This window comes from Corynebacterium phoceense (genome assembly GCF_900092335.1).
In the GTDB taxonomy this organism is placed as follows: Bacteria; Actinomycetota; Actinomycetes; order Mycobacteriales; family Mycobacteriaceae; genus Corynebacterium; species Corynebacterium phoceense.
Window position 1 is genome coordinate 1 of the sequence record NZ_LT596208.1, and the last position, 25,636, is coordinate 25,636.

Annotated in this window: 19 protein-coding genes, 2 pseudogenes and 1 other annotated feature; of the genes and pseudogenes, 5 read left to right on the top strand and 16 right to left on the bottom strand. The window is 57.3% G+C overall.

The annotated features are described in order from the left end of the window. Positions 1 to 63 precede the first annotated feature (63 nt). Positions 64 to 3,979 (top strand) — a sequence feature (most likely nonfunctional fraction of RNA operon). A 106-nt stretch (positions 3,980 to 4,085) separates the two neighbouring features. After that, positions 4,086 to 5,522 carry a coiled-coil domain-containing protein gene (locus tag BN9444_RS04220; RefSeq protein ID WP_199872842.1) on the top strand — a complete coding sequence of 479 codons (1,437 nt, stop codon included), beginning with the start codon at positions 4,086 to 4,088 and terminating at the stop codon, positions 5,520 to 5,522. A 257-nt stretch (positions 5,523 to 5,779) separates the two neighbouring features. Here BN9444_RS04220 and BN9444_RS04225 read toward each other — a convergent pair whose 3' ends face one another. The 9 genes from BN9444_RS04225 to BN9444_RS04260 form a co-directional block, all read right to left on the bottom strand. After that, positions 5,780 to 6,361, bottom strand: a complete 582-nt coding sequence (locus BN9444_RS04225) for an NADPH-dependent FMN reductase (protein WP_022862715.1) — start codon at positions 6,359 to 6,361, stop codon at positions 5,780 to 5,782. A gap of 40 nt (positions 6,362 to 6,401) precedes the next feature. Next, positions 6,402 to 6,674 carry a hypothetical protein gene (locus BN9444_RS14085; RefSeq protein WP_133065267.1) on the bottom strand — a complete coding sequence of 91 codons (273 nt, stop codon included), beginning with the start codon at positions 6,672 to 6,674 and terminating at the stop codon, positions 6,402 to 6,404. Beyond that, entirely contained in the window at positions 6,655 to 7,680 is a 1,026-nt protein-coding gene (gene nrdF / locus BN9444_RS04230; protein ID WP_077210033.1) for a class 1b ribonucleoside-diphosphate reductase subunit beta, read from the bottom strand. Before nrdF ends, BN9444_RS14085 begins: the two co-directional genes overlap by 20 nt. A 51-nt stretch (positions 7,681 to 7,731) precedes the next feature. Next, positions 7,732 to 9,927, bottom strand: a complete 2,196-nt coding sequence (gene nrdE, locus BN9444_RS04235; protein WP_034666261.1) for a class 1b ribonucleoside-diphosphate reductase subunit alpha — start codon at positions 9,925 to 9,927, stop codon at positions 7,732 to 7,734. Positions 9,928 to 9,994: 67 nt separating this feature from the next. Then, a complete protein-coding gene (gene nrdI, locus BN9444_RS04240) occupies positions 9,995 to 10,444 on the bottom strand; it encodes a class Ib ribonucleoside-diphosphate reductase assembly flavoprotein NrdI (RefSeq protein ID WP_052093126.1) in 450 nt (149 codons plus the stop codon). Positions 10,445 to 10,560: 116 nt separating this feature from the next. Continuing rightward, entirely contained in the window at positions 10,561 to 11,241 is a 681-nt protein-coding gene (locus BN9444_RS15400) for a metal-dependent transcriptional regulator (RefSeq protein ID WP_022862719.1), read from the bottom strand. A gap of 310 nt (positions 11,242 to 11,551) precedes the next feature. Further along, positions 11,552 to 12,785, bottom strand: a protein-coding gene (locus BN9444_RS04250) for an IS3 family transposase (protein ID WP_199872843.1) whose coding sequence is annotated in 2 segments (ribosomal slippage) — positions 11,552 to 12,497 and positions 12,496 to 12,785 — 1,236 coding nt in all. Because the reading frame shifts where the segments join, the coding sequence is not laid out codon by codon here. Beyond that, positions 12,769 to 13,056: a hypothetical protein gene (locus tag BN9444_RS14090; protein WP_141681485.1), complete on the bottom strand. Its 288-nt coding sequence runs from the start codon at positions 13,054 to 13,056 to the stop codon at positions 12,769 to 12,771. Before BN9444_RS14090 ends, BN9444_RS04250 begins: the two co-directional genes overlap by 17 nt. An 11-nt stretch (positions 13,057 to 13,067) precedes the next feature. Continuing rightward, entirely contained in the window at positions 13,068 to 14,216 is a 1,149-nt protein-coding gene (locus tag BN9444_RS04260; protein WP_066511567.1) for an AAA family ATPase, read from the bottom strand. Between the two features lie 442 nt (positions 14,217 to 14,658). Here BN9444_RS04260 and BN9444_RS15035 point away from each other — a divergent pair. From BN9444_RS15035 to metS, 3 genes and pseudogenes are all read left to right on the top strand, one after another. Further along, positions 14,659 to 14,916: pseudogene (locus tag BN9444_RS15035) on the top strand (sodium-dependent transporter); the annotation flags it as partial. 22 nt (positions 14,917 to 14,938) lie between these two features. Then, positions 14,939 to 16,534 (top strand): sodium-dependent transporter, encoded by a 1,596-nt coding sequence (locus BN9444_RS04265; RefSeq protein ID WP_196131501.1) that lies wholly within the window; start codon positions 14,939 to 14,941, stop codon positions 16,532 to 16,534. Between the two features lie 18 nt (positions 16,535 to 16,552). Then, the gene (gene metS / locus BN9444_RS04270; RefSeq protein ID WP_068801485.1) at positions 16,553 to 16,729 is read left to right on the top strand and encodes a methionine/alanine import NSS transporter subunit MetS; all 177 of its coding nucleotides are present in this window, start codon (positions 16,553 to 16,555) and stop codon (positions 16,727 to 16,729) included. A gap of 60 nt (positions 16,730 to 16,789) precedes the next feature. Here metS and BN9444_RS04275 read toward each other — a convergent pair whose 3' ends face one another. The 4 genes from BN9444_RS04275 to BN9444_RS04290 all read right to left on the bottom strand — a co-directional run bounded on the left by BN9444_RS04275 (position 16,790) and on the right by BN9444_RS04290 (position 21,546). After that, a complete protein-coding gene (locus tag BN9444_RS04275; RefSeq protein ID WP_066511587.1) occupies positions 16,790 to 17,929 on the bottom strand; it encodes an ATP-binding protein in 1,140 nt (379 codons plus the stop codon). A gap of 151 nt (positions 17,930 to 18,080) precedes the next feature. Further along, positions 18,081 to 18,818: a DsbA family oxidoreductase gene (locus BN9444_RS04280; RefSeq protein WP_066511596.1), complete on the bottom strand. Its 738-nt coding sequence runs from the start codon at positions 18,816 to 18,818 to the stop codon at positions 18,081 to 18,083. 76 nt (positions 18,819 to 18,894) lie between these two features. Beyond that, on the bottom strand, positions 18,895 to 20,844 hold the full coding sequence (locus BN9444_RS15405; protein WP_077210035.1) for a 3-oxoacid CoA-transferase subunit B: 1,950 nt from the start codon (positions 20,842 to 20,844) through the stop codon (positions 18,895 to 18,897). A gap of 126 nt (positions 20,845 to 20,970) precedes the next feature. Continuing rightward, positions 20,971 to 21,546: a TetR/AcrR family transcriptional regulator gene (locus BN9444_RS04290; protein WP_068801486.1), complete on the bottom strand. Its 576-nt coding sequence runs from the start codon at positions 21,544 to 21,546 to the stop codon at positions 20,971 to 20,973. Between the two features lie 114 nt (positions 21,547 to 21,660). Here BN9444_RS04290 and BN9444_RS04295 point away from each other — a divergent pair, with 114 nt between their 5' ends. Continuing rightward, positions 21,661 to 22,836 carry an acyl-CoA dehydrogenase family protein gene (locus tag BN9444_RS04295; protein ID WP_068801487.1) on the top strand — a complete coding sequence of 392 codons (1,176 nt, stop codon included), beginning with the start codon at positions 21,661 to 21,663 and terminating at the stop codon, positions 22,834 to 22,836. On the opposite strand, the gene BN9444_RS04300 is transcribed toward BN9444_RS04295, so the two are convergent. The 3 genes and pseudogenes from BN9444_RS04300 to BN9444_RS15050 all read right to left on the bottom strand — a co-directional run. Further along, positions 22,837 to 23,454: a cation efflux transmembrane domain-containing protein gene (locus tag BN9444_RS04300; protein ID WP_068801488.1), complete on the bottom strand. Its 618-nt coding sequence runs from the start codon at positions 23,452 to 23,454 to the stop codon at positions 22,837 to 22,839. Positions 23,455 to 23,538: 84 nt separating this feature from the next. Continuing rightward, a complete protein-coding gene (locus tag BN9444_RS04305) occupies positions 23,539 to 24,861 on the bottom strand; it encodes an ISL3 family transposase (RefSeq protein ID WP_066509688.1) in 1,323 nt (440 codons plus the stop codon). A gap of 194 nt (positions 24,862 to 25,055) precedes the next feature. Continuing rightward, positions 25,056 to 25,636 (bottom strand): annotated as a pseudogene (locus BN9444_RS15050) (3-hydroxyacyl-CoA dehydrogenase/enoyl-CoA hydratase family protein); the annotation flags it as partial.

The window sequence follows — 25,636 nt, forward strand, 5'->3', positions numbered from 1 at the left end:
TTTTGCTTTGGTATTGGGCTTTTCACGGCCTATAAGCCTTTATCGGATTTTTTCTGATTGGTTTTTGTGGAGAGTTTGATCCTGGCTCAGGACGAACGCTGGCGGCGTGCTTAACACATGCAAGTCGAACGGAAAGGCCTGCAGCTTGCTGCGGGTACTCGAGTGGCGAACGGGTGAGTAACACGTGGGTGATCTGCCCTCAACTTTGGGATAAGCCTGGGAAACTGGGTCTAATACCGGATATGACCTTTCTTTAGTGTGGAAGGTGGAAAGCTTTTGCGGTTGGGGATGAGCTCGCGGCCTATCAGCTTGTTGGTGGGGTAATGGCCTACCAAGGCGTCGACGGGTAGCCGGCCTGAGAGGGTGTACGGCCACATTGGGACTGAGATACGGCCCAGACTCCTACGGGAGGCAGCAGTGGGGAATATTGCACAATGGGCGGAAGCCTGATGCAGCGACGCCGCGTGGGGGATGAAGGCCTTCGGGTTGTAAACTCCTTTCGACAGGGACGAAGCTTTTTGTGACGGTACCTGTATAAGAAGCACCGGCTAACTACGTGCCAGCAGCCGCGGTAATACGTAGGGTGCGAGCGTTGTCCGGAATTACTGGGCGTAAAGAGCTCGTAGGTGGTTTGTCGCGTCGTCTGTGAAATTCCGGGGCTTAACTCCGGGCGTGCAGGCGATACGGGCTAACTTGAGTGCTGTAGGGGAGACTGGAATTCCTGGTGTAGCGGTGAAATGCGCAGATATCAGGAGGAACACCGATGGCGAAGGCAGGTCTCTGGGCAGTTACTGACGCTGAGGAGCGAAAGCATGGGTAGCGAACAGGATTAGATACCCTGGTAGTCCATGCCGTAAACGGTGGGCGCTAGGTGTGAGTCCCTTCCACGGGGTTCGTGCCGTAGCTAACGCATTAAGCGCCCCGCCTGGGGAGTACGGCCGCAAGGCTAAAACTCAAAGGAATTGACGGGGGCCCGCACAAGCGGCGGAGCATGTGGATTAATTCGATGCAACGCGAAGAACCTTACCTGGGCTTGACATATACAGGATTGCTGCAGAGATGTAGTTTCCCTTGTGGCTTGTATACAGGTGGTGCATGGTTGTCGTCAGCTCGTGTCGTGAGATGTTGGGTTAAGTCCCGCAACGAGCGCAACCCTTGTCTTATGTTGCCAGCACGTTATGGTGGGGACTCATGAGAGACTGCCGGGGTCAACTCGGAGGAAGGTGGGGATGACGTCAAATCATCATGCCCCTTATGTCCAGGGCTTCACACGTGCTACAATGGTCGGTACAATGCGCAGCGACACTGTGAGGTGGAGCGAATCGCTGAAAGCCGGTCTTAGTTCGGATTGGGGTCTGCAACTCGACCCCATGAAGTTGGAGTCGCTAGTAATCGCAGATCAGCAATGCTGCGGTGAATACGTTCCCGGGCCTTGTACACACCGCCCGTCACGTCATGAAAGTTGGTAACACCCGAAGCCAGTGGCTCAAACTCGTTAGGGAGCTGTCGAAGGTGGGATCGGCGATTGGGACGAAGTCGTAACAAGGTAGCCGTACCGGAAGGTGCGGCTGGATCACCTCCTTTCTAAGGAGCTTTATTTAGCCCACAGTTGTGGGTATACCGAAGGCATTGTTTTTTTTTTAGTGGCATGTCCTGGACCCGAAGCGGGGTGATCTACCCATGGCCAGTGTGAAGCAGCTGTAAGAGGTTGTGGAGGCGCGAACCCACGTAGGTTGAAAACTGCGGGGATGAGCTGTGGGTAGGGGTGAAAGGCCAATCAAACTCCGTGATAGCTGGTTCTCCCCGAAATGCATTTAGGTGCAGCGTCGCATTAGCTTGGTGGAGGTAGAGCTACTGGTTGGTTGAGCGGGACTACAATCTTAGCAATGTCAGCCAAACTCCGAATGCCATTAATGTGTTGTGCGGCAGTGAGACTGTGGGGGATAAGCTTCATAGTCGAGAGGGAAACAGCCCAGATCGCCGGTTAAGGCCCCTAAGGGTGTGCTAAGTGGAAAAGGATGTGGGATCGCGAAGACAGCCAGGAGGTTGGCTTAGAAGCAGCCATCCTTGAAAGAGTGCGTAATAGCTCACTGGTCGAGTGGTTTCGCGCCGACAATGTAGTGGGGCTCAAGCACACCGCCGAAGCCGCGGCAATACTTTTGTTATTGGGTAGGGGAGCGTCGTGCATGTTGTGAAGCGTTACCGTAAGGCGGCGTGGAGTATGTGCGAGTGAGAATGCAGGCATGAGTAACGAATTGGTAGGTGAGAATCCTACCCGCCGGATGACTAAGGGTTCCTGGGTCAAGTTCGTCTTCCCAGGGTGAGTCGGGACCTAAGGCGAGGCCGACAGGCGTAGTCGATGGATAACCAGTTGATATTCTGGTACCCGTATACATGCGCCCCTGATAAAGCACTGATACTAACCACCGCGGATACGACACTTAACTAACTTTGTTGGTTGGTGTTGTTGATGTCGTGGGGCCTGATGTGTGGTTCAAGCGATGGGGTGACACAGTGGGGTAGCCAAGCCGCTTAATGGATTGTTGGTGTAAGCGTGTAGCCGGAGGCATAGGTAAATCCGTGCCTCAATTGAAGGTGAGACGTGATGCGTAGCCCGATTGGGGTGAAGTTGGTGATCCCGTGCTGTCGAGAAAAGCCTCTAGCGATGTATGTATATGGCCCGTACCCTAAACCGACACAGGTAGTCAGGTTGAAAATACTAAGGCGTTCGGGTGAACTGTGGTTAAGGAACTCGGCAAAATGCCCCCGTAACTTCGGGAGAAGGGGGACCACATACCGTGACAAGTCCTTGCGGCTTGAAGCGGTGTGGGGTCGCAGAGAATAGAGGGAAGCGACTGTTTATCAAAAACACAGGTCCATGCGAAGACGTTAAGTTGATGTATATGGACTGACGCCTGCCCGGTGCTGGAAGGTTAAGAGGACCGGTTAGTACATCGTTGATGTGCGAAGCTGAGAATTTAAGCCCCAGTAAACGGCGGTGGTAACTATAACCATCCTAAGGTAGCGAAATTCCTTGTCGGGTAAGTTCCGACCTGCACGAATGGCGTAACGACTTCCCTGCTGTCTCAACCACAGGCCCGGTGAAATTGCACTACGAGTAAAGATGCTCGTTACGCGCGGCAGGACGAAAAGACCCCGGGACCTTCACTATAGCTTGGTATTGGTGTTTGGTTCGGTTTGTGTAGGATAGGTGGGAGACTTAGAAACTATCACGCCAGTGATGGTGGAGTCGTTGTTGAAATACCACTCTGATCGGATTGAGCACCTTAACCTTGGCCCATGATCTGGGTTGGGGACAGTGCCTGGTGGGTAGTTTAACTGGGGCGGTTGCCTCCCAAAATGTAACGGAGGCGCCCAAAGGTTCCCTCAGCCTGGTTGGCAATCAGGTGTTGAGTGTAAGTGCACAAGGGAGCTTGACTGTGAGAGTGACAGCTCAAACAGGGACGAAAGTCGGGACTAGTGATCCGGCACCTACTTATGGATGTGGTGTCGCTCAACGGATAAAAGGTACCCCGGGGATAACAGGCTGATCTTCCCCAAGAGTTCATATCGACGGGATGGTTTGGCACCTCGATGTCGGCTCGTCGCATCCTGGGGCTGGAGTAGGTCCCAAGGGTTGGGCTGTTCGCCCATTAAAGCGGCACGCGAGCTGGGTTCAGAACGTCGTGAGACAGTTCGGTCTCTATCCGCCGCGCGCGCTGAAACTTGAAGAAGGCTGTCCCTAGTACGAGAGGACCGGGACGGACGTACCTCTAGTGTGCCAGTTGTTCCGCCAGGAGCATCGCTGGTTGGCTACGTACGGAAGGGATAACCGCTGAAAGCATCTAAGCGGGAAGCCTGTTTTAAGATGAGGTTTCACTACAAGGCCCCCTAAAGACTATGGGGTTGATAGGCCAGACCTGGAAGCATTGCAAAATGTTAAGGCTACTGGTACTAATAGGCCAAAACAAACACACACCAAACCCAAAAAAAACCGAGTACTATCTCACCCAGCCCATCAACACAGGGCCGTAAAAGAAGCGGAACTAAACCCAGGACGCTTCACTGCGTCCGTCGAGGAAGTCTTGGCGTACCAAGACGCCCGGATGGACGGCGTGCGCGTGCAGAAGAACAGTTTTGAAACGTCGTTGTTCGTCGTGCATCTACCGAAGTCGATGTGTAAAGAAATCCCGGACTATTACACAAGTGAGGTAGACGGTCGCGAAGTGAAACGGCCTCGGCTGGTAGCACGCGACTACGAAGCAGCGAAGCAGTATCTCGAAGAGTCGATGCGTTGGCTCGCCGAGAACTTCATCCCCGGCGGCATCGATGCCGTAGCCGGTGGGGATATGAACTTCGACGAATCAACGCCACACATCCAGTTCCAGGCTGATACGTTCTCGCCGAAGCCGGATGATCCCGACAAGCTCCGCTGCCGGCCCGGCATCGCGTACAACACTGATGAGTCGGTGCGGTACATATCTGGCCCGAAGAAGGGCAAACAAATCTCCGGGAACCAGAAGTTCATCGACGCGCAGCGTGGACTTCGAGAGCACATGTACGCGTTGGGTTACCCGGTAGAGCTAGATGTGTCTGAACGTCACAATGAGTCGCTGAATCTTGACCGTTACGTCGAACAGCAGGACCGGGAGCGCGACCTTGCGAACCGTGAGGACGAGGTGGAACGGAAGCACAGCTCCGTACAGCGAGATGTCGATGCTGCAGCGAAAGACCGCAAGCAAGCTGCAGAAGAACTCGAACGGGCGCAGCAGGCCCGTGAAGAAGCCCAGCGTGTGCAGGAAAATGCTGAACAGCAGGCTCGCGAGGTTGCCGAGCGCGTACTCAAAGAAGCACGCGAGAAGGCCGAGCAGGACGCCGAAAAGATTCGTGGTGATGCACAGAAGGATGCTGAACAGGAGTTGGGTCTTGCCGAGGCACAGGCGGAAGAGTTGCTGGACCGTGCCAAGGAGGTTGAGAGCGCCGCCGAAGCCAAGCTCAAGCGTGTAGAGCAGGAAGCTGAACAGCTCCGCAGCGAAGCACGCGAAAAGGCCGAGCAAGAAGCCGAGCAGATCCGCAGTGACGCACGCAAAGAAGCTGAGCAGACGCTGGGTCTCGCTGAAGCTCAGGCAGATGAGCTGCTTGACCTTGCCGAAGAATTCGGCAGTGAAGAACATGATGAGGCCACACGTGACGCTGCAGTAACGCGCGAGGAAGCAGAGCAGGAAGCGAAGATCATCATCGAGGAAGCAACGCAGTCGTTGCAGGAGATTTCGCATGTTGATCAGGACTTTTTGCGGGTCGAGATTGACAGCAACCCAGAGATGAAGCAACGGTACCGCGAGATCGTCATCGACCGTACTCAGGAGGAAAGCGCTGCAGTACTGCGTCGCGCGCTGGAACGCATCGCTAAGCGCCGCCAGCAGGAGCAACAGCGCGACCACGACGGTGACAAGGAGTCCCCCGACGGTGGCAAGGAGTCTCCCGACGGTGACAAGGAGTCCCCCGACGGCGGCAAGCCGTAGATGGGGGTCTCCCCTGCCCTGTATGGCCCTGTAGCGGCCTAACAGGATGTCGCCAGGGTCAGTGTCCAGCGACAGCGCTAAAACCGCTCTAATTCAGCGAAAATCGAAGAATTAGAGCGGTGTTTTTTGAAGCGTCCTGGGTTCAGATTCAGGTAACTCAAGGATGAGTGTGAATCCGGGGTTTGTGTCTTTGAGAAGGCCCTTTAGAAGCCTTCAAGTACTTCGTAGAGGGCGGTGGCTAGGGTTAGTCGCCGTCGCTAGCTGTGCTTGGCTGTTAATGTCATGTCGACCAACTGCAGGAAGCGTATAACGTAGTCTTTGACAAAGCCTGCGGTGCCTTCATTGAGATGGCCGGAGTCTTCGAAGAGGGTGGGGGATTGGCCAAGGAATACCTCGGGCTGACCAGGAAGCGGCATATCGAAGTAGGACAGGGCGAGCCGGAGGTTCTTCTGTGAACTGTAGCCGCCCATGCGGCCTACAGAGTGACTGATGATACCTGCGGGAAGGTTCTTCCAAGCCACATCCGAGTTGGGCTTGGAACCGATGTCCACTGCATTCTTGAGACAGGCAGGGATAGTACGGTTATTTTCCGGGGTAACAAAGAGGACGCCGCTCGAGTTCTTGATGGTGTCGCGGAAAGTGGTGTACTCAGCTGGAATGGGCTTGTCCGTGACCGAGGGGTCATCGTAGTCGAAGTCATAGAGCGGCAAGTCACGGATTTCAACGATGTCTGCCTGGTAGTTTTCAGGGATCATTGTGAGCACTTCGTGTGCAATCTTGCGCGCAAATGAGCCGCGGCGCAGGCTGCCGACGATAACACTAATGCGTGGGGTGGTCATAGGAAGTCCTTTCTTCTTAGTTGGGCGTAGGTACGTGCGATCAAGGGAGAAAAGGCTTGCAGCCAAAGGCAGGCGGTGGCCCGGCGGCGTGGGCGGCAGTAAGAAAGTTATCCACTTTGTCTTCTTCATGGCGGAAGTACAGTTCGATGAGTCCTAACAGTCCCCCGAGGACGGCCTCCCGTGCGGCGGACGTATCCAAAAGCCGCATGGCTGCTGGTTGGTTTCCTTCGCGGATGGCTTCAAACAGCGCGATGGTCTCAAGCCAGCTTCCTTGGTCTGGTCGTGGAAACGGTTTAGAAATCCCAGTCATCATCACTCGTTTCTTCAGCGGTGCCAATGACATAGGAGGAACCGGAGCCGGAGAAGAAGTCATGGTTTTCATCTGCTCCAGGTGCTAGGGCAGCGAGGATTTCCGGGTTCACTTCCGTTTCTTCAGGTGGGAAGTAGTCCGGGTAGCCCAAATTCATGAGCGCCTTATTGGCGTTATAGCGAACGAATACAGCTACATCATCCATGAGCCCCAACGGCTCATATAGCTCGCCGGAATAATCCAGCTCTAGGGCATAAAGCTCTTCGAGCAAGGAAATAGTGAAATCATGCATCTCCTGTTGCCGTTGTGGAGCAGACGTTTCCAGTCCGCGCTGGTACTTGTAGCCTGAGTAGTAACCGTGCACTGCCTTGTCACGCAGAATGAGGCGAATCATGTCTGCCGTATTTGTCAGGGTGGCGTGGACGGAAAAATGCAGGGGAAGATAGAAACCCGCGTAGAGAAGCAGCGAGGAAAGCAGCGTCGATGACACTTTGCGCTTGAGTGGATCGGGTCCAAAATAATGAGTGAGCACTTTTTTGGCGCGTGCCTGGAGAAGGTCATTATTCACCGCCCAGCGGTATGCCTCATCAATTTCTTTCGTACTGCTCAAAGTAGAAAACACTGAAGAGTAAGAACGGGCATGGACTGATTGCATGAAGGCGATGTTGGTATACACGGCCTCCTCGTGCTCGGTGCGGGCATCTTGGATCTGACAGATTTCGCCCACAGTGGCCTGGACGGTGTCCAGGGTGGTGAGTCCCGTGAACACCCGCATGGTGAGGTTGCGTTCCTCCGGTGTCATCCTCTGCCACGCCGGGAGATCGTTTGAAAGTGGAACCTTTTCTGGCAACCAAAAGTTGGCGGTGAGGCGGTTCCACACTTCAAGATCCTTCTCATCGCTCACCCGATTCCAATTGATGGCGCGGATGCGGGCTGAAGGGTCATGCCGGTAACTTGGCGGCGTAACTGAGATGCTGGTTAGCTCAGCAGTGTTTGATGTTAAAGACATAGCTTCTTTCTTTCTTGATGGATGGTTGTGAGTGAAGGAAGGACCGTGTTCCTACAGAGCACAGGAAACGCAGCCTTCGACCTCGGTTCCCTGGAGTGCAGGTTGGCGTAAACGGATGTAGTACAAGGTCTTGATTCCGGCTTTCCAGGCATAGATTTGTGCCTTGTTGATGTCCCGCGTAGTGGTGTCAGCGGTGAAGAACAAAGTCAGGGAAAGCCCTTGGTCCACGTGTTGGGTGGCCATAGCGTAGGTGTCGATGATTTTTTTGTACCCCACGGTGTAGGAGTCATCGAAATACTCCAAGTTGTCGTTGGTCATTTCCGGTGCGGGGTAGTACACGCGCCCCAAGCGGCCTTCCTTGCGTATTTCAATCTTGGAGGCAATCGGGTGTATGGACGCGGTGGAGTCATTGATGTAGGAAATTGATCCAGTGGGTGGAACTGCCTGCAAGTAGGCGTTGTAGATGCCGTCTTGCATCACTTGGTTCTTGAGCCATAACCAATCCTCGCGTTGAGGAATCTGCACGCCAGCCTCATGGAATAGCTGTTTTACGTGGTCAGTGGCCGGCGCCCAGTCTTGGTCGATGTACTTGTCGAAGTAGACGCCAGTGGCATAGGTGGATTCTTCAAAGCCAGTGAATCGTTGACCTTTCTCAACCGCTAGCGCATGGGATGCACGGAGCGCATGATAGGTCACGGTCAGGAAATAGATATTTGTAAAGTCCAGTGCTTCGGCGCAGCCATAAGGAATACGCTTGGAAGCCAGGAAACCGTGGAGATTCATTTGGCCCAACCCGATGGCATGCATGGATGCATTACCGTGAGCGATGGAAGGAACAGCTTCGATATTTGTTAGGTCTGAGACCTTCGTGAGAGCGCGCACCGCGGTTTCAACAGTTTCCCCAAAGTCCGGTGATTCAAAAGCTTTAGCGATGTTGAGCGACCCTAGATTGCAGGAAATGTCCTGGCCAACGGTGGTGTAGTTACCTGAGGCGCCGTAGGTGGATGGCGTGTTGACCTGGAGGATCTCACTACACAGATTGGACATATTGATATGTCCTTTGAGGGGATTAGCGCGGTTGACCGTATCCTCAAAGAGTATGTAGGGGTATCCAGATTCAAACTGAAGCTCAGCCAGCGTGGTGAAAAACTCGCGGGCCTTGATAGTCGTATGAGAAATTCGCGGATTGGAAACCAGCTCGTCGTAATACTCGGTGATAGACATGTCAGACATGGCTACGCCGTACTCGCGAGCGATGTCATACGGGCTAAAAAGATGCATATCCTTGTTCTCTTTGGCCAGCTGGAAGGTTATATCTGGAATAACAACTCCCAGCGAAAGAGTCTTAATGCGGACTTTCTCATCGGCATTTTCCCGCTTGGTATCCAGGAAACGAAGAATATCTGGATGGTGCGCATGTAGGTAGACGGCTCCAGCGCCCTGTCGAGCGCCCAATTGGTTGGCATAGCTGAAGCTATCTTCCAGAATTTTCATGACTGGGACTACGCCGGAAGCTTGGTTCTCAATCTTTTTGATTGGGGCTCCGGATTCGCGCAGATTGCTCAGTAACAAGGCCACACCACCGCCGCGCTTTGAAAGCTGCAGTGCAGAGTTCACGCTGCGGCCAATGCTTTCCAAATTGTCTTCGATGCGAAGGAGGAAGCAGGAGACCATTTCGCCACGCTGGGCTTTTCCTGCGTTGAGAAAAGTAGGGGTGGCGGGCTGGAAGCGTCCGGTCATGATGTCATCCACCAGCTTCTCCGCAAGCTCTTCATCGCCCTGTGCAAGGTACAAAGCTGTGGTGGCGACGCGTTCTTCGTAGCCTTCCAGAAATCGCGAGCCATCAAAGGTTTTCAGTGCGTATGAAGTAAAGAACTTAAATGCGCCGAGGAAAGTGCGGAACTGATGCTTGGCTCGGTGGGCTCTGTCGTACATAGTGCACAGAAAATCGTCATCATAAAGCTCAAGGAATTCCCGCTCGTAGTATTCGTTATCAACCAACCACTCCAAGCGCTGCTTGGTGGATTCAAACTGATGCATGCGGGGAGTGACATGGTGCGCTAAAAAGTCTTGTGTTGCCTCAATGTCCTTGTCGAACTGGATTCTTCCCGAATCGTCGAATAGGTTCAGCTGCGCGTTGAGTGCATGGTAGCTCTTGCGCTTACCGACACCGCCGGCATCGTCTGCTGAAGCGGTGCGGGGCGTAGGGCCAATGGGCTGTGTGGGGGTGGCCTTAAGTGGCGGCATTGTGGTTTCCAATCTGTGTGTTGCGGATGTGGTCTTCATTTTGTGGGAAATCAATGGGGTGTAATTGTTAGTTGCTTTGCTGCTCCCAAAACTTGTGAAGGCCCTGCTTTACAGCGGCAACGTCCTTCTGCGTGCCGAGTAGCTCGAAGTGATACAGCTCTGGAACGTGGCACTTAGCGGAAATGATGCGGCCGGCGACGCAGTAAGCGCTTCCGAAGTTGGTATTGCCTGAGGTAATCACGCCCCGGATAAAGGAACGGTTGATTGGGTCATTGAGGAAGTCGATGACCTGTTTGGGGACTGCGCGTTTGAGCGAGCCACCGCCGTAGGTTGGAACGATGAGTACGTACGGGTGTGAAACCTGGATCATTCCGGTTTTCTTGGGCCGCAGTGGAATGCGCACTGCGGGTCTATCTAAGCGTTCGACGAATCTTTTTGTGTTTTCAGAAACGCTAGAAAAGTACACCAAATCTGGTGAGTCTGACATGACAATCCTGCTCATCCTGGCCTTAGCCATAAGTGGGATAGGTGATGATCGAAAAGATTAACTACGTACTACCGTAGTTGCAAACTACGCCGCACCGTAGTTTTTAAAAGGGCAGGTAGGGACAGGATTAATGAGAAAGGGAAAGACTACAGGCTGTGGTGTGCTACAAACACTGCGTCCGTAGCTGGGCGCCCAAGTACTACCCACTGAGTACTGTCGGCTACCTGTACTTCGAGCGATTCTGAAAAGGGCGTTCCTTCGCGCGTGGTAAGAACAGCCCCAATGACGATGCCTTGCTCTTTGAGGAAGGCCAGCAGTTGTGGGTCGGAATCAGAAATGCGTTCCACGGTCACCTGCGGTTGTGCGCCGCTGTCGGTGAGACGGTGCGCACTGGGGATAGTGACCTGTCCATCAACCGTAGGGATAGGGTCGCCGTGTGGATCCCTAGTGGGGTAATTGAGGAACTTATCCACGCGCTCTATGAGCATGTCAGACACCGCGTGTTCAAGATTTTCGGCTTCATCATGGACCTCGTCCCACGTATAATCCAATGCTTGAACCAAAAAAGACTCAAGCAATCGGTGGCGGCGCACCATGACCAATGCGTACTGCCTGCCAAGTTCGGTTAACTCCACAGAGCCATAGGGCGTGTGTGACACGAGCCCTTGCTTCGACATTTTGCGCACTGCATCGGAGACCGAGGAGAGCTTGAGTCCCAGCTGTTTCGCTATAAGTGTGGCGGTAACGGGCTCGGATGACCATTCCTTTAGCCCCCAGATAGCTTTCAAATAGTTCTGGGTACTGGTGGACAGCTCAGAAACAGACATGAGTAAATGTTAACCCAGCTTCCGTATGCGCCTTAGGCGCTGTGCCCCAACGCTCATAGCGAACAGAGGCCAAGTTTGAGAGGAATGCCGGTAAGGTGGGGCCAGTTAAAGCATTCTTCACTTGAAGGAGAACCACTAATGTCTGAGAAGATTTCAATGAACTTGAAGTGCGCCAGCGTAGTGCGTAATGGAATGGCTAGTACACAGTGCAGTAAAACAGCGCATGTAATGGCTCATGTAATGCACTGTGTAGAGACAGAGCGTCTGGAGCAGGAGTATCAGCGCTCCTGAAGTGCCCCGGGTTTTGTTCCTAGGCATTTGCCTTGATTTCCATTATTTCTCGACTGGGGTCGTGTTCCCAAAATTCGGCTTCGACTTCAGCTGGGGTGCGGTAGCCCAGGCTCTGGTGGAGCCGTGATTCGTTCCACCAGTTAACCCGCTCGAACGTCGCGATTTCCACGTCGACGACATCGGCCCATGAGCGCCTATGAATCAGCTCATTCTTGTAGGAGCCGTTGACATTCTCAGCCAAAGCATTGTCATAGGAATCACCAACAGTGCCGGTAGACGCCGTAATTCCGTGCTCAGCCAGGCGCTCGTTGTAGACGATACTCACATATTGTGAGCCGTGGTCTGAATGGTGAATTAGGCCCGCCGTTTCCTTGGCGCACACGATCGCCTGGTTCAACGCCTGCAGCGGCAACGCCTCAGTACGCATCGAATCAGACAACGCCCACCCGACAATCCTCCGGGAGTACACATCAGTGACAAAAGCTGTGTACACAAACCCTTTCCTGGTGCGCACATACGTAATGTCCGCTACCCACAGCCGATGAGGGCCAGGAGCCTTAAACTCACGATTAACCAAATCTGGGCGAAGATCCGGGCCTGTGGGTTTGCGCGTTGTGACAGGTGCCCCACCTTTTCCCTTGCCGGACAGTCCAGCGCTGCGCATCAGCCGGGCTGTCTGCTCGCGGCCAATGTCAACGCCCCGGCGTTGCAGCACGCGCCACATCTTCCGCACCCCGTAGACGCCGTAATTTTCAGCATGAACGTCGCGAATATGCTCTACAAGGGCAGCGTCGCGAAGAGCGCGGGAGCTTAAGCCCCGGGCCTTGGATTGGCGGTACCCACGCGAGCTAAGAAAACCGCCTTCGCGATGCGTGTTTAACGTCTGGCAAATGAACTCGACGCAGAAACGATTCCGGTACTCATCAATGAACCGGATCATTTCCGACGTTTCGGGTCGAGTTCCGACGCGAAAAAGCCGAAGCGGCTTTCAACAACTCATTGGTGTCCCGCAACTCTTGATTCTCGCGACGCAACCGTGCGTTTTCTGCAGCAAGGTCCTCGGGCATTGATTCCACAACACGTCCTTCGCGACGAGCGGCCTGCGTCCATTGCCTCGCCGTGTGCCACGACACACCCAGCTTTGGTGACACGATCTTGTAGGCTGCCTGCATAGAAATGTTCTCCGCCAGGATGCGGTCTTCCACGAGGCGGACCACACGGTCTTTCGCATCCTGATCAAATTTTCTCGGCATGTTCCAAATTTTCCCATCTACTCAAACGGAACAAAACCTGGGGCACTTCAGCTCGTAGCTCAACGGGACAAGCTCCATCGCTGTCGCGCAGCACTAACCAGCCTGTTGAGGGATCGAGCTCAGCTGCACGGGCATACCCCGGTGTATGTTTATCAAGCTGCGCGTATCCACGTTTGACGAAAGAGTATGCCGGTTGATGTCCTGTTGCTTTGAGAAGTGCTAGGACAGCGCCTTTATCGGAATTACCTTCAACGACATAGTTGATGAGCATGGTTGTCCATTTCAACTGGCGACGCTGATGAGCCCATCGAGGCCATGGGGATTGATGAGAGCGTCAACGACATCAGAGAGCGGAAGGCCAGCCGCCAGCTCGGCATGGACCGACTCGATTTCGGAGAGGAGGGTGCCTGTTGTTCCCTCGCGTCCGACACGCAGAGCGAGAACTTCTGCGGGGTCGACGCCTTCGTCATCGAGCAGATCAGGGGAGTGCGTCGACATTGCTATCTGCATCGACTTTCCGCGCTGGGCGCGCGCGAAGAGTGTGGGAAGCACACGCACGATTCCAGAGTTGAGCCACAGCTCAGGTTCCTCAAGCAAGAGCAAGCCGGACGACGAGGATTTAGAAATCACCGCCCACAGTAAACCGATGAGCCTGAGCGTTCCGTCCGAAAACTCCGTTTCTTGTTGATGCGCGGCCTCTTTGCGCCAGTGCCGGTACCCGGCTACGAGGTGCGGATTGCCGGATCTATCGACCTGTAGCTTGAGTGATTCGAATTCAGGAACGGCCGCAGTGAGCGCGGCCTGAATGCGGCCAAGCCACGCGTTTCGTGTTTGTTCCGGAACGGAATTGATCTCAGCCAAGAACCCGCGTCCAAAGGCGTCGCTGGTTGAAGCACCGTGAGCGGTCTCGCGCAAGGCTTGGGGAGAAAGATGAAAGTACTCGATTGAAGAAAAGAAGTCTGCCAGCTGTCTGAAAGACTTATTGGCGGCAATCTGTTCTAGGTGAGTCTGGGTGAGCAGCTCTGGATCGTCCATGTCGTCGGAATTAGGGCGAAGGAGAAGTTCGTTCTTATCTTTGTATACAGCCTCCTCAGCGACGAGTGGTCGGTGTAAACCGTTCTTTTCCTGGTGCAGGCTGAGTCGGTATATCCAGTCATGCGAGTCGTCTTGAAGGTGTAGCTCGAAGGTGACTTGGCCACGGTTGAAATTCCGTGCGTTGAGGTTGCGCACGTTTTTCATACCGCCTCGCGTGTCGAGGGCAGATGTCATGCCGCCGCCGCGGCGCGCGATTTCTCCAATAAAACGCAGAGCATCGAGAAAATTAGATTTTCCCGAGGCATTCGCGCCCACGACGAAAAGGCGGTTGTGAATGTCGACGTTGAGCTCTCGGAAATTCCGCCAATTCTTGAGGGAAACGCGTGTCAATTTCATGCTGGTAAGTCTATCGGAGACACATGGGCTGCACAGCGCAGCGAAGCAATAGGGTTCGTGCGGCTTCTGGCTTCGCAAAGGTGCAGAGTATTCCGTCATGGTGGTGTTGCCTGTGCGGACTCGACGGAGGCGCATGAGGATGGGTATTCGGCGAGCGTGTGCAGCGTGATCCTGTGCAAAGTTTGTTGCGTGACGTCTAGCTCTTCGCAGTACTGGGAACTAGCAGCTCATCCGTGGGCAAACATATGAAAACAAATTTCGCCGATCTTCTACCTATCGATCGCTAGGTAGATTATGATTCCTGTTCATACACGTTGCGCACTGCTTTCCCGCGGTTTGGGAGAGAAATGTTCATTGTGGGGTGCCGGGTGGGACTTGCTCAGCATCGTCTTTCTATCGGGTTTCCGGGGCATGACCCCCGGACAAAGACAAGGTGGCTTCTATGTCGGATGAAGTGAGGACTCGCTCTGAGCGAGACACATTTAATACGCGCCTGGTGTTCCTCATGGCCGCGATTGGTTCTGCCGTCGGCCTGGGTAATATCTGGCGCTTCCCCTACGTCGCATACGAAAACGGCGGTGGCGCNCATACACGTTGCGCACTGCTTTCCCGCGGTTTGGGAGAGAAATGTTCATTGTGGGGTGCCGGGTGGGACTTGCTCAGCATCGTCTTTCTATCGGGTTTCCGGGGCATGACCCCCGGACAAAGACAAGGTGGCTTCTATGTCGGATGAAGTGAGGACTCGCTCTGAGCGAGACACATTTAATACGCGCCTGGTGTTCCTCATGGCCGCGATTGGTTCTGCCGTCGGCCTGGGTAATATCTGGCGCTTCCCCTACGTCGCATACGAAAACGGCGGTGGCGCGTTCCTTGTGCCGTACATCGTGGCGCTGCTGACCGCGGGTATCCCCATTCTGTGGTTTGACCTCGCCCTTGGTCACCGCTTCCGCGGTTCGACGCCGCTGGCCTTTCGCCGCATCTCGTCCAAGGCGGAGTGGATTGGCTGGTTCAAGGTGGGTGTGAACTTCTTCATTGCCATCTACTACGCTGCCATCGTCGCGTGGGCGGCCATCTACACTGTCAAGTCCTTCAACCAGGGCTGGGGCGATAAGCCGGATGAGTACTTCATGGGTGACTTCCTCCAGGCAGACACCTCGGTGAATTACTCGGCGCACTTCGTCTGGCCGATTCTGCTCGTTATGGCCCTCGTCTGGATCATCTGCATCGCGGCTCTTGCGACGGATATCAACAAGGGCATCGGCAAGCTCACGTCCATCTTCCTGCCGGTCCTGGCCGTCATGTTCATCGTGCTCGTGGTCCGCGCACTCTTCCTCGATGGGGCCGTGGACGGTCTCAATGCTTTCTTCACGCCGAACTGGTCGGTGCTCACTGACCCGTCCGTCTGGATTGCTGCTTACGGCCAGATTTTCTTCTCGCTGTCCATCGGTTTCGGCATCATGGTGACCTACGCGTCCTACCTCAAGCCGCGTACCAACATCACGAACACGGGCCTGGTCACGGCTTTCGCGAACTCCTCCTTCGAGGTCCTCGCTGGCATCGGCGTCTTCGCGACACTGGGCTTTATGGCCGCACAACAGGGCGTGGGCGTCGACGAGGTTGTCTCCTCCGGTATTGGCCTAGCGTTCATCGCCTTCCCGACGATTATCAACTCCATGCCGCTTGGTTGGCTTTTCGGCTTCCTCTTCTTCGGCTCGCTTTTCTTGGCTGGTGTCACCTCGATGATCTCGATCATGGAGGTCGTCTTCGCTGGCGTCGCTGATAAGTTCAGCATCTCGCGAAAGAAGGCTGCTCTCTACGCTGGCACCGTCATGGCCATCGTGTCGTGCCTGCTCTTCTCCACGCAGTCGGGCCTCGTCACCCTCGACGTCATGGATAAGTTCACCAACAATCTGGGCATTGTCTTCGGCTGCGTCTGCGCGCTCATCATGGTGGGCTGGGTACTCGGTCGCCGCAACGAGATTGCGCAGCACATTAACGCCGTGTCCGCGCTGCGCGTCGGGCTGGTGTGGGAGTTCCTTACCTTCGTGGCTACTCCGCTGCTGCTCGTCTACTTCCTCGTCACTGAGATCATGAGCCTCATCAAGGAGCCGTACGGCGATTATATGCAGTCCCAGATTGGTCTCTACGGCTGGGCGGTTATGGCGACCATCTTCGCGATCGCCATCGTGGGTCCGCTGCTCACGTTCCGCGGTTCCCAGCACCTCGACGGTCTCGAGACCTCGGATTACGGCGTTCCTGCCAAGGGTCGACCGAAGGGCACTCCCAATCCGCTGGCCAACCCGACCACCCAGAACTAATAGAAAGGACGCACCATCATGAACACGAGCGCCATCATCTTGATGATTCTCTTCATCGTCGTCATCTGGGGCGGGTTGCTGCTCTCTATCGTGTGGCTTAACCGCACGAAAGACGAGGAGACTGGCGAACTCGGCACTGCGCCGGGCACTGATGACGAGACGCTGTCGCACCGCACGCACGAGATTGCGGCTTAAACGCCGTCTCGCAGAGTGACAAGGGGGAAGTCCTGTGTGGGCTTCCCCTCCTTGAGCGTTTTAGCGATGCGTCTGCATGAGCAGATAGTCCTGGAAGTAGGGGAGTACAAAACGGAGCGCGCCATAGCGAGCGGGCGTGATGAGTTCTTTGTCGATGAGCCCGCGACGCACCATGGAGAGCGCCTTCGTGGTCTTTCCCAGTCGCTGAGCGATGGCGGCGATGGGGATTGCTCCGAGTTGGTCAGTGTCGCACTGGGCCATCGCGGAGAGGAACTCGTGCTCGCGGTCGGTAGTGGTTTTCAGCGCAATGGCGTGGACCTGATTGCCCATGTGCTGGACGATTTCAGGAGCGAGCTCGGTGACATGCTTGTCAGTCATGACCGTGGTGCCGGCGATGGATGCCTTGGTCCACGCTAGGGCGCCGACGAGCTGGATGAGGTAAGGGTACCCATGTACGAGCTCAACGGCGCGGGAAAGCGCTGATTCGGTGAAGCGCCTGCCTCCTGATTCTGCTGTTTCGGTGAGGACACGGGCGACTACCTCGTCGGTCAGTGGGGCCAGCTCGAGACGATGTGCGCGGCGCATGAACGTCGTGCCGGGGTGTTTCAATAAAGCATCGATACCAAAGGTGAGTCCGGCAGAGGCAAAGGCGATATCGGCATCATCGCGGACAAGATCCTGGACTGCCGTTGCGAGCTCGCTGAGCTGGTTAACATCGACAGCCTGAATCTCGTCGAGAGTCAGGAGGATACCGGCCTCATGCGCGTGTGCCGCACGTGCCAGGGCACGAAGGCGTGAGATGAGCGTGGGGAGCGGGGTATCCGCAGGCGGAGGTGCATCGACCTTGATGGAGCCGATGCCAGCGACCGAGACGCCGGAGATACGGCGACCGTCGCGCGGCGCGTAATCGAGTGCCGCGAGCGCTTCGGGGATAGCGGAGTCGCGGAGGTGCTCCACCATGTGGGCATCGGGATAGGCACGGAGGACTATCCATCCCATGGAACGGGCTGTGTCTTCGAACTCGTTGAGCAGAACAGTTTTCCCAATGCCGCGCGCGCCGCTGATGAGGACAACACGTTGCATGCTGCCTACGCCGCCATAGAGTCCATAGAGGAAGGAATTAACTTCGAAATCACGACCACCGAGCTTGAGGGGTGACGCCCCAAAGCTCGGTCGGAAGGGGTTGCTATCGGGGATCATCGCGGCGTGTTCTTTCTCGGTGGTAGAGGACGAGGTTCTTCATAGATTTTAGAACTTTTAGAAATTGGTCGCGCCTTTAGAATTTTTAGAACTCGCGATTCTCTTTAGAACTCACCGATCCTGTAGAGACAACTGTGATCCGGGGTGGCAGCTAGCAGCCGTCCGGGCCGCAGGCCGCTCCGGAGTCGATGCCGCCGATGACGTTGAGCGCCGCGGGCTGCTTGTGGGTCTCATCCCAGACCTGGTTGAGGGCCTGGACGAAGAGCTCGACCGGCTGGGCACCGCTGAATGCCCACTTGTTTTCAATAAGGAAGAAAGGCACGCCGGTGATGCTCAGCTGGTGGGCGTGGTCCTCGTCGGCGCGCACGGCGTCGGCGTAGGCGTCGGAGTCGAGGACCTCCGTGACGCGTTGCGCGGGCAGGCCGAGTTCCGTGGCGATGGCGTGGAGCACCTCCGGGTCGGAGATATCCAATCCGTCCGTGAAGTAGGCGGTGATGAAGGCCTCTTCGACGGCGGCGGGCGAGGGGGCGGGGGCATCGGCAGGCTGGGCAGCGAAGTAGTCCCACGCGGCGTGCATGAGGCGGTGTGCGGCGAAGGTATTGCCGGGCTTGGCGACCTCCCAGTTGAAGGTGAGGCCGACGGCCTCGGCGCGGCGAGCGATGTCGAGCTGGGCGGCCTCGGCCTGCTCGCGGGTGGAGCCGTATTTACTCGCCACCATGTCCACGACGTTGCAGCCGGAATATGGGGCGGCGTTCGGATCGAGCTCGAAGCTATGCCAATGGATGTCGACCTCGTCCGCGTGTTCAAAGCGCTCGAGTGCTAGCTCAAGGTGGCGCTTGCCAATGATGCAAAACGGGCAGATGATGTCGGACCAGATGTCGATGCGCATGAAGTTACTCTTTAATTTCGGTATTAAATGACACCTAGTCAGACGCCCCGGGCCCCGCGAGTATTTCCGCAGCAGGTTAGCTCACAGCGACGGGCAGCTGCGAGGTGTAATCCGCCTCGGTCGCTGCGGCGACGTCGGCCTCAGTGACGCCGGGGGCGAGCTCCGTGAGCACGAGGCCATCTGGAGTCACCTCGAAGACGCAGAGGTTGGTGACAATCTTGGTGAGCACGCCCTTGGCAGTGAGCGGCAGTTCGCAGACCTTGCGGATGCGGGACTCGCCGCCGGGCGCGGTGTGGTCCATAATCGCGATGACCTGCTGGGCGCCCTTGACCAAGTCCATGGCGCCGCCCATGCCCTTCATCTTCTTGCCTGGGATGCCCCAGTTTGCGATGTCGCCGGTCTGGGAGACCTCGAAGGCGCCGAGGACTGCGGTGTTTACATGGCCGCCGCGAATCATGGCGAAGCTGGTCGAGGAGTCGAAGACGGAGCCGCCCGGCAGGATGGTGACGCACTCCTTGCCGGCGTTGATGAGGTCCGCGTCAATGTCTTCTTCATACGGGTACGGACCAGTGTTGAGGATGCCGTTCTCGGACTGGAGAGTGACCTTGATGCCCTCCGGAATGTAATTGGAGACCGCCGTGGGCATGCCAATACCAAGGTTGACGTACTCACCATCGCTAAGCTCCTGCGCCGCGCGCTCCGCGATCTGGAGACGGGACCAGCCCTTCTCCGGGGTGTGTGGGTCCTCGGGGCGGCCGCCGCCCTCGCCACGCGTGCGGAAAGTCGGGCGCTCGATGTATTTGTCCTCGGCCTGCTGCGGGGTGAGTTCTAGAATGCGGTCGACGAAGATGCCGGGCACGTCGATCTCGTTGGGGTCGAGCTCCCCCGCCTCGACGAGGTTTTCCACCTCGACGACGGTGACGCGGCCGCACATCGCGGCGTCCGCATTGAAGTTGCCCGCCGTCTTACGAAAGACGAGGTTGCCCTCTGTGTCCGCCTTCCACGCGCGCAGGAGCGAGAAATCCGTGACGAGGGATTCCTCGAGCACGTAGGTCTTCGTGACGCCATTGCGGGTGAACTCGCGCGTTTCCATGGGCTCCGATTCCTTCACGAGCGTGCCGTCCGGCGCGTAGCGCACCGGCAGGCCGCCGTCCGCACGCGCCGTGTCGACACCCGTCGCGGTGTAAAACGCCGGAATTCCCGCGCCGCCCGCGCGCATCTTCTCCGCGAGGGTCCCCTGGGGGATGAGGTCGACCTCGAGCTCGCCAGCGAAGAACTGACGCTCGAATTCCTTGTTGAAGCCGATGAAGGAGCCACCAAACTTAGCTACCTGTTTGGCGTTAAAGAGCAGCGCCAGGCCCAGGTGCTTGTCGTCGATNCCCACGATGGGCACGGGCGCGAAACGCAGGGCGCGCATGGTCTCGGAGCCGTCGCGGATGAGACCTCGTACGCGTTCGGCATCCCCGGATGCCGCGGCCTCGGCGATGGTAGGCAGATCAGCGCCGGCGCTGAACGCACGCGCCTCGTCGTTGCCGATCACGAGTGCGTCGATATCCTCTGCCTCGGCCGCGTGCTCCACGCAGGCGCGGAGGAATGCAAGCCCTGCCGTGGGCAGGGAGTTGAGTGGCGTGTGGAGGTCGATGATGCCGATCCCGCGTCCCTCGGCATCGACGTGGTGCAAGGTCCCGGCCTCGTGCTCGAGCACTGCCGTGGCGCCTGCCGCGCGGAGCCCCGCGAGCGTCACCACGCCGGGGCGCTCCGGCAGCTCGACGGGATTGCCCGTCGAGGAGAGCACCTGGCCTGCAGCTGGGTAGAAGCCTTCCGATGCCGCCTCCACCAGCGCGGNGATCTGCGTACCCGGGTTATTGGAGTAGACCTCGAGGTCGGTGACGCCGGTGTCGACGATGCCCTCCAAGAGGACAAGGGGGTTGCCGCAGATGCCGAAGCCTCCCACGGCCATGCTCATGCCGGATTCCAGGCCGTCGAGTGCCGAAGAGAGGTCGGATACAACTTTGTTGGTGGACATGGGGGATGCTCCTTGTGCTCTGAATTCAACCGCGAAATGCGAATGACTATTCGCGTGTTGCCTGCCAAGGGTAGTGGTAGTCCGGTGTGGCGTCAAGCACAATTTTTCAGAAAATGTGACCTGAATCTAGGGGGTTTCCAGCTGGTGCAGGGCAAACTGGGCGTACATCTCGCCCAGCTGCTCTGGTGAATACGCGCCTTCTGGCGAGTACCAATTGGCTACGCCGAGACCCATGTCGATGAGCGCCCAGCAAGCAATTTTTACGTCGGGTGCGCTGAAGATTCCCTCCGTCACGCCCTCGTTGACCACGGTCATCCAGCGCGCGACATAATCGCGCCGGGCTTGGAGAACGATGGAATGGCTCGGTTCTTCGAGGGATGAAATGTGCGCAGTGAGCACGCGCACGCGCATGGCCTGCGTGGTGTGATAAACGATGTGCGTGCGCATGGTTTCCGCGAGTCGCTCGCGCGGCCCCGTGATGCCGGCGAGGGCTGCGGCGTTGGCGCGCAGCATGTCTTCCATTGCGGTGATTGAGATGTCCGCGAGGACTTCCTGTTTGGAGTGGAAGTGGTTATACAGGCTCGAGGCGCGCATGCCCACCGCCTTCGCGATGTCTTCCATGCCGGTGGCGTGGTAGCCGCGCTCATCGAAGAGGGCGAGAGCTGCGGCGGAGATCTGGTCGCGGCGTTTCTGATTGGCCATGGCGCGGACTGCCTTTCTGGATGGGGAAATGGGTCGAGTGCTTGACAGGACGTGTTATGCTCGTCACAATAGCAAACTAATAATCATTCGTACGCGAGCGTGCCGGGAGGCGTCATGTCACACAACCTGTTTGAGTCTATAACCGATTTCCTGGGCGTCTTCGACGGCATCACTGCTGCCGATGCCGCCACATGGTCCCGCGCCGCCTCCTTCCGCGACGCCTGCCTCCCCGTCATCAACGAGCACTGGCAGAAGGCGGAGTACCCGCTTGACCTCGTGCGCCTGCTGGGTGAGAAGGACGTCATGACGGACGGTCTCGAGGTCGACGGTCATGCGCATATGTCCTCGTTAGGAGCAGGTTTGGCGCTTATGGAAGTCACGCGCATCGACGCGTCGATGGGCACCGTCATCGCCGTCCAGGCGGGCCTGGCCATGCGCTCGATTGCGATGCTCGGCTCTGACGAGCAGAAGAAAAAATACCTATCTGACATGGCTGACTGCTCGCTGCTCGGCTCCTTTGCGCTCACAGAACCGAATCACGGCTCGGATTCCATCGCCTTGGAGACGACCGCCGTACGCGACGGTGATGAGTTCATCCTCAACGGCGAGAAGAAGTGGATCGGCAACGGCGCCTCCGGCGGCATCACCATCGTCTACGCTCGCCTCGAGTCCGGCGACGTCTCCGGCTTCATCGTTCCGCAGGACACCTCGGGTTATTCCGCGACCGTCATCGAGAACAAGCTCTCGCTGCGCGCCATCCACCAGGCGCACATCACGCTCACGGACTGCCGCGTGCCGGCGGCGAATCAGCTGCCCAACGCAAAGAGCTTCAAAGACACCGCACGCGTGCTCATGGCGACGCGCATTGGCGTGGCATGGATGGCTCTGGGGTCGGCCGTCGCCTGCTACGAAATTGCACGCGAGTACGTTCTCGAGCGCCAGCAATTCGGCCGCGAGCTCGCCAAGGCACAGATTATCCAGCAGCGCCTGGCGAACATGGCGCTTGATCTCAGCCAGATGATGCTCATGTGCCGCGAGGCCTCCACTCGCGAGGAGGAGGGCACGCTCGCGCCGGAGCAGGCGTCCATGGCCAAGCTCCACAACACCCGCGCCGCGCGCCGCATTGCTGCCGATGCCCGCGACATGCTCGGCGGCGTGGGCATCCTGCTCGATAATCACATTGCTCGCCACTTCGCCGATATCGAGGCGATGCACACCTATGAGGGCACGGACACCGTCCAGTCGCTCATCATGGGCAAGAAGATCACGGGCTTCTCGGCGTACAAGTAGTTAGTCTTCTTCCAACTCGGGGTCTTCGGCGCGAGCCTGCTCGAAGACCTCATTCGCTGCGCGCAGGTTGATGATGCCGATGACAAGTCCCACCACGATGTCCGGCCACGCGCTGAACCAGAACATCGTGACGACGCCGGCGGCCAGAATGAGCAGGTTGGCCGCCACGTCATTGCGTGCGGCGAGCCACGCGCCGCGGGTGAGCGCACTGCCCGCGTTACGCAGCTGCGCGAGCAGCAGCGCGCAGACAAGATTGATGATCATGGCGCCCACGGCCGTCGCCGACAGGGTGAGGGCTTCCGGCGGCTCGTGCGTCACCATCTTCCAGATGGCCATGCCGATCGCCGAGCATGCCGGAATAAGAATGAGTCCGGCCAGCACGTAGCTGGCCTTGCGGCGGCTCGCGAGCGACCATCCCAGCGCCGTGACGACGAGAATATTGATGAGGAAGTCCTCGAGGAAGTCCGCCGCGTCCGCGAACAGCGAGGCCGAGCCAATGGCCGCGGCGATGCCCGCCTCGACGAGGCAGCCCGCGAGGTTGAGCAGCGCGACTACGAGCACGATGGTGCGGGCGCGCGACGAGAGCGTCGAGGCAGAGATTTCGGGAGAGTCAGACACGCCGATAGTCTAACGAGTCGGCCCCACCGAAAATAGCCACAACGTCCGAATAAGACCGTGGATCTCAAAATGGCTCTTCCGGTTTTAGAGTGCATTGATTTTGTGTCGGATGTTGGCGGCGTGAATCAGGCACCGCAATATGTAGTGGTCGAGGTTGCGGAATCCCAGGGCGATGCCGCGTAGGAATTCCAACCGACCGTTAATCGCTTCGACAGGTCCGTTGGATACTCCGTGGTCGAAGTAGGCGAGGATGTCCTTGCGGCGTTTGTTCATGGTCCTGCCTAGCTGCGCGATCTCAGCGATCCCGGCGTCTTTGATGTCAACAAGCGTGTCAATGAGCGTGCTCATGGCTTTCTTGGCTGCTTGCTTGTTGGGATTGTTGTAGCAGCTTATGACTTGTTGGTAGTAGGTCCAGGTCTCTTGTAGCGGCGCGTAGTCGTCGTCGAAGTCAAACAGTTCCTCAAGCCTCCCGCGCTGCTTGTCGGTGAGCAAGCCCTCGGTGGTCAACAGAGTTTTCCGGTTGCGGTAGAGCGGGTCTTTGCTGCGGCCACGTCGGCCTGTTGTTTCTAACTGGAGCCTGGCGCGGCACTTGGTGAGCTTGTCACCGGCCAGGCGTACAACGTGGAACGGGTCCATGACTTGGGTGGCGTTGGGAATGACTTCGCCAGCGGCGGTGGCATAGCCTTGGAAGCCGTCCATGCTGATGATCTTGACCTGATCGCGGAACTGCTCGCTGTGATTATTCAGCCATGTTCGTAACGCGTCAGCGCTTCTGCCTGGGACAACGTCAAGAAGCCGAGCGGGGCGGATGACGTTTCCATCCTTGTCGTGGTGGTCGGTCATATCAACGATGACGGTGACGTATCCGTCGCGCCATGTGCGTCGGTTGTGCGACCAGCGATGCTCATCAACACCGATGACCTTGACCCCGTCGAGGTAGTGCTCGTCGTTGTAGATCAAGTCCTGGACAGCGGCTAAGGCCAAGGCGTTGGTGGTATCCCACCCCAGGCCTAATGACTTGGCTGCAGCGGCAACGCTCATCCGATCTAGGCAGAGTCGTTGCAGTATCCAGCGGGTCACCCTGTCCGTGGTCTTTGAATTGTCGGGCGCGCAGGTAAGGCCCGCGCGGAAGATCTTCTGCAAGCAGCGCTTGTTGGTGCACCGGTAGCGTGGAAGGCGCACATGAAGGCGTGTTGGGTGGCCGACGATGGGCAGATCGACCAGGCTGCGGATGACGTGGTCGCGGAATACTCCAGGCTGACCGCACGTGGGGCATTCATTGATGGGCTCGACGGGCTCGGCTTCGATGACGGTGACATCGCCGTGTTCTGCGGCCCCGGTGATAGTAACTCCTAGTTCTGCGGTGCGGCAGATGGTATCGACGATGACATTTCCGTTAGGCTGCACAGTAGGTCCTTGGTTTGTACGGATGGATTAGACACCCTTATTCCTACAAAGCCAAGGACCCCAATATCTTGTGCCACGCCCGAACCCCCGGCGAACTAATCAATGCACTCTAAAACCGGAAGAGCCCTCAAAATTTTGAGGCCTTATTCGGGCGTTGTGGCTATCGGTGCCGCCGAGCAGGCGGACCCCGCCGCTTAGTTGCGCAGCGGTGTGCGCGTGCGCGCCATGTGCGCGGAGCGTTCCACGTTGGCGGGCCAGAGCAGGACGGGGACATCGAGCTCGACCTCACGGTCGCTGGATTCTGAGTAGGAGAGCGCGGCCGCGCCGTTCGCGTCGCCGGCGGCCTCCTGCTCGTCGAGCGAGCCCGCGGTGTAGACCTTCGCGAGCTGGGCCACGATGGCGTGGTCATTGTCCGTCGTGTCCTCGAGTGGCCAGGCGGCGTCGAGCGGCGGCTGGCCGGAGTAGAGCGGTAGCGAGACGTCCGTGCGGGGCGTGTACCCCTCAGCCAATGCGGCGGCTTCCTCGATAGCGCGGGCAAGAACGTGGTCAGGGGACATGAGGATGACGTCGCTCTCGCGCACGGCGTCCACGTCACGGGCGAAATAGGCGTTCGGCGCGGGAGTCGCGGAGGCAATGAAGTCGAAGGCGCGCTGGTGCGCATCGGCGTGGCCAGCCTCCAGGTTGTGCTCGAGCATGGCGATGGAGCCGCCCCAGCCGGGGTAGAGACCCACGTTGCGTTCCGGGAAGCCAACCTTGGTATCGGCATGAATGACGA

What these genes read in the sequence shown, in the direction of transcription:
- BN9444_RS04225 (WP_022862715.1), bottom strand. Translation starts at nt 6,361, where the DNA reads ATGACCACCCCACGCATTAGTGTTATCGTCGGCAGCCTGCGCCGCGGC.
- BN9444_RS14085 (WP_133065267.1), bottom strand. Translation starts at nt 6,674, where the DNA reads ATGATGACTGGGATTTCTAAACCGTTTCCACGACCAGACCAAGGAAGC.
- nrdF (WP_077210033.1), bottom strand. Translation starts at nt 7,680, where the DNA reads ATGTCTTTAACATCAAACACTGCTGAGCTAACCAGCATCTCAGTTACG.
- nrdE (WP_034666261.1), bottom strand. Translation starts at nt 9,927, where the DNA reads ATGCCGCCACTTAAGGCCACCCCCACACAGCCCATTGGCCCTACGCCC.
- nrdI (WP_052093126.1), bottom strand. Translation starts at nt 10,444, where the DNA reads ATGGCTAAGGCCAGGATGAGCAGGATTGTCATGTCAGACTCACCAGAT.
- BN9444_RS15400 (WP_022862719.1), bottom strand. Translation starts at nt 11,241, where the DNA reads ATGTCTGTTTCTGAGCTGTCCACCAGTACCCAGAACTATTTGAAAGCT.
- BN9444_RS14090 (WP_141681485.1), bottom strand. Translation starts at nt 13,056, where the DNA reads ATGCTCATCAACTATGTCGTTGAAGGTAATTCCGATAAAGGCGCTGTC.
- BN9444_RS04260 (WP_066511567.1), bottom strand. Translation starts at nt 14,216, where the DNA reads ATGAAATTGACACGCGTTTCCCTCAAGAATTGGCGGAATTTCCGAGAG.
- BN9444_RS04265 (WP_196131501.1), top strand. Translation starts at nt 14,939, where the DNA reads ATGTCGGATGAAGTGAGGACTCGCTCTGAGCGAGACACATTTAATACG.
- metS (WP_068801485.1), top strand. Translation starts at nt 16,553, where the DNA reads ATGAACACGAGCGCCATCATCTTGATGATTCTCTTCATCGTCGTCATC.
- BN9444_RS04275 (WP_066511587.1), bottom strand. Translation starts at nt 17,929, where the DNA reads ATGATCCCCGATAGCAACCCCTTCCGACCGAGCTTTGGGGCGTCACCC.
- BN9444_RS04280 (WP_066511596.1), bottom strand. Translation starts at nt 18,818, where the DNA reads ATGCGCATCGACATCTGGTCCGACATCATCTGCCCGTTTTGCATCATT.
- BN9444_RS04290 (WP_068801486.1), bottom strand. Translation starts at nt 21,546, where the DNA reads ATGGCCAATCAGAAACGCCGCGACCAGATCTCCGCCGCAGCTCTCGCC.
- BN9444_RS04295 (WP_068801487.1), top strand. Translation starts at nt 21,661, where the DNA reads ATGTCACACAACCTGTTTGAGTCTATAACCGATTTCCTGGGCGTCTTC.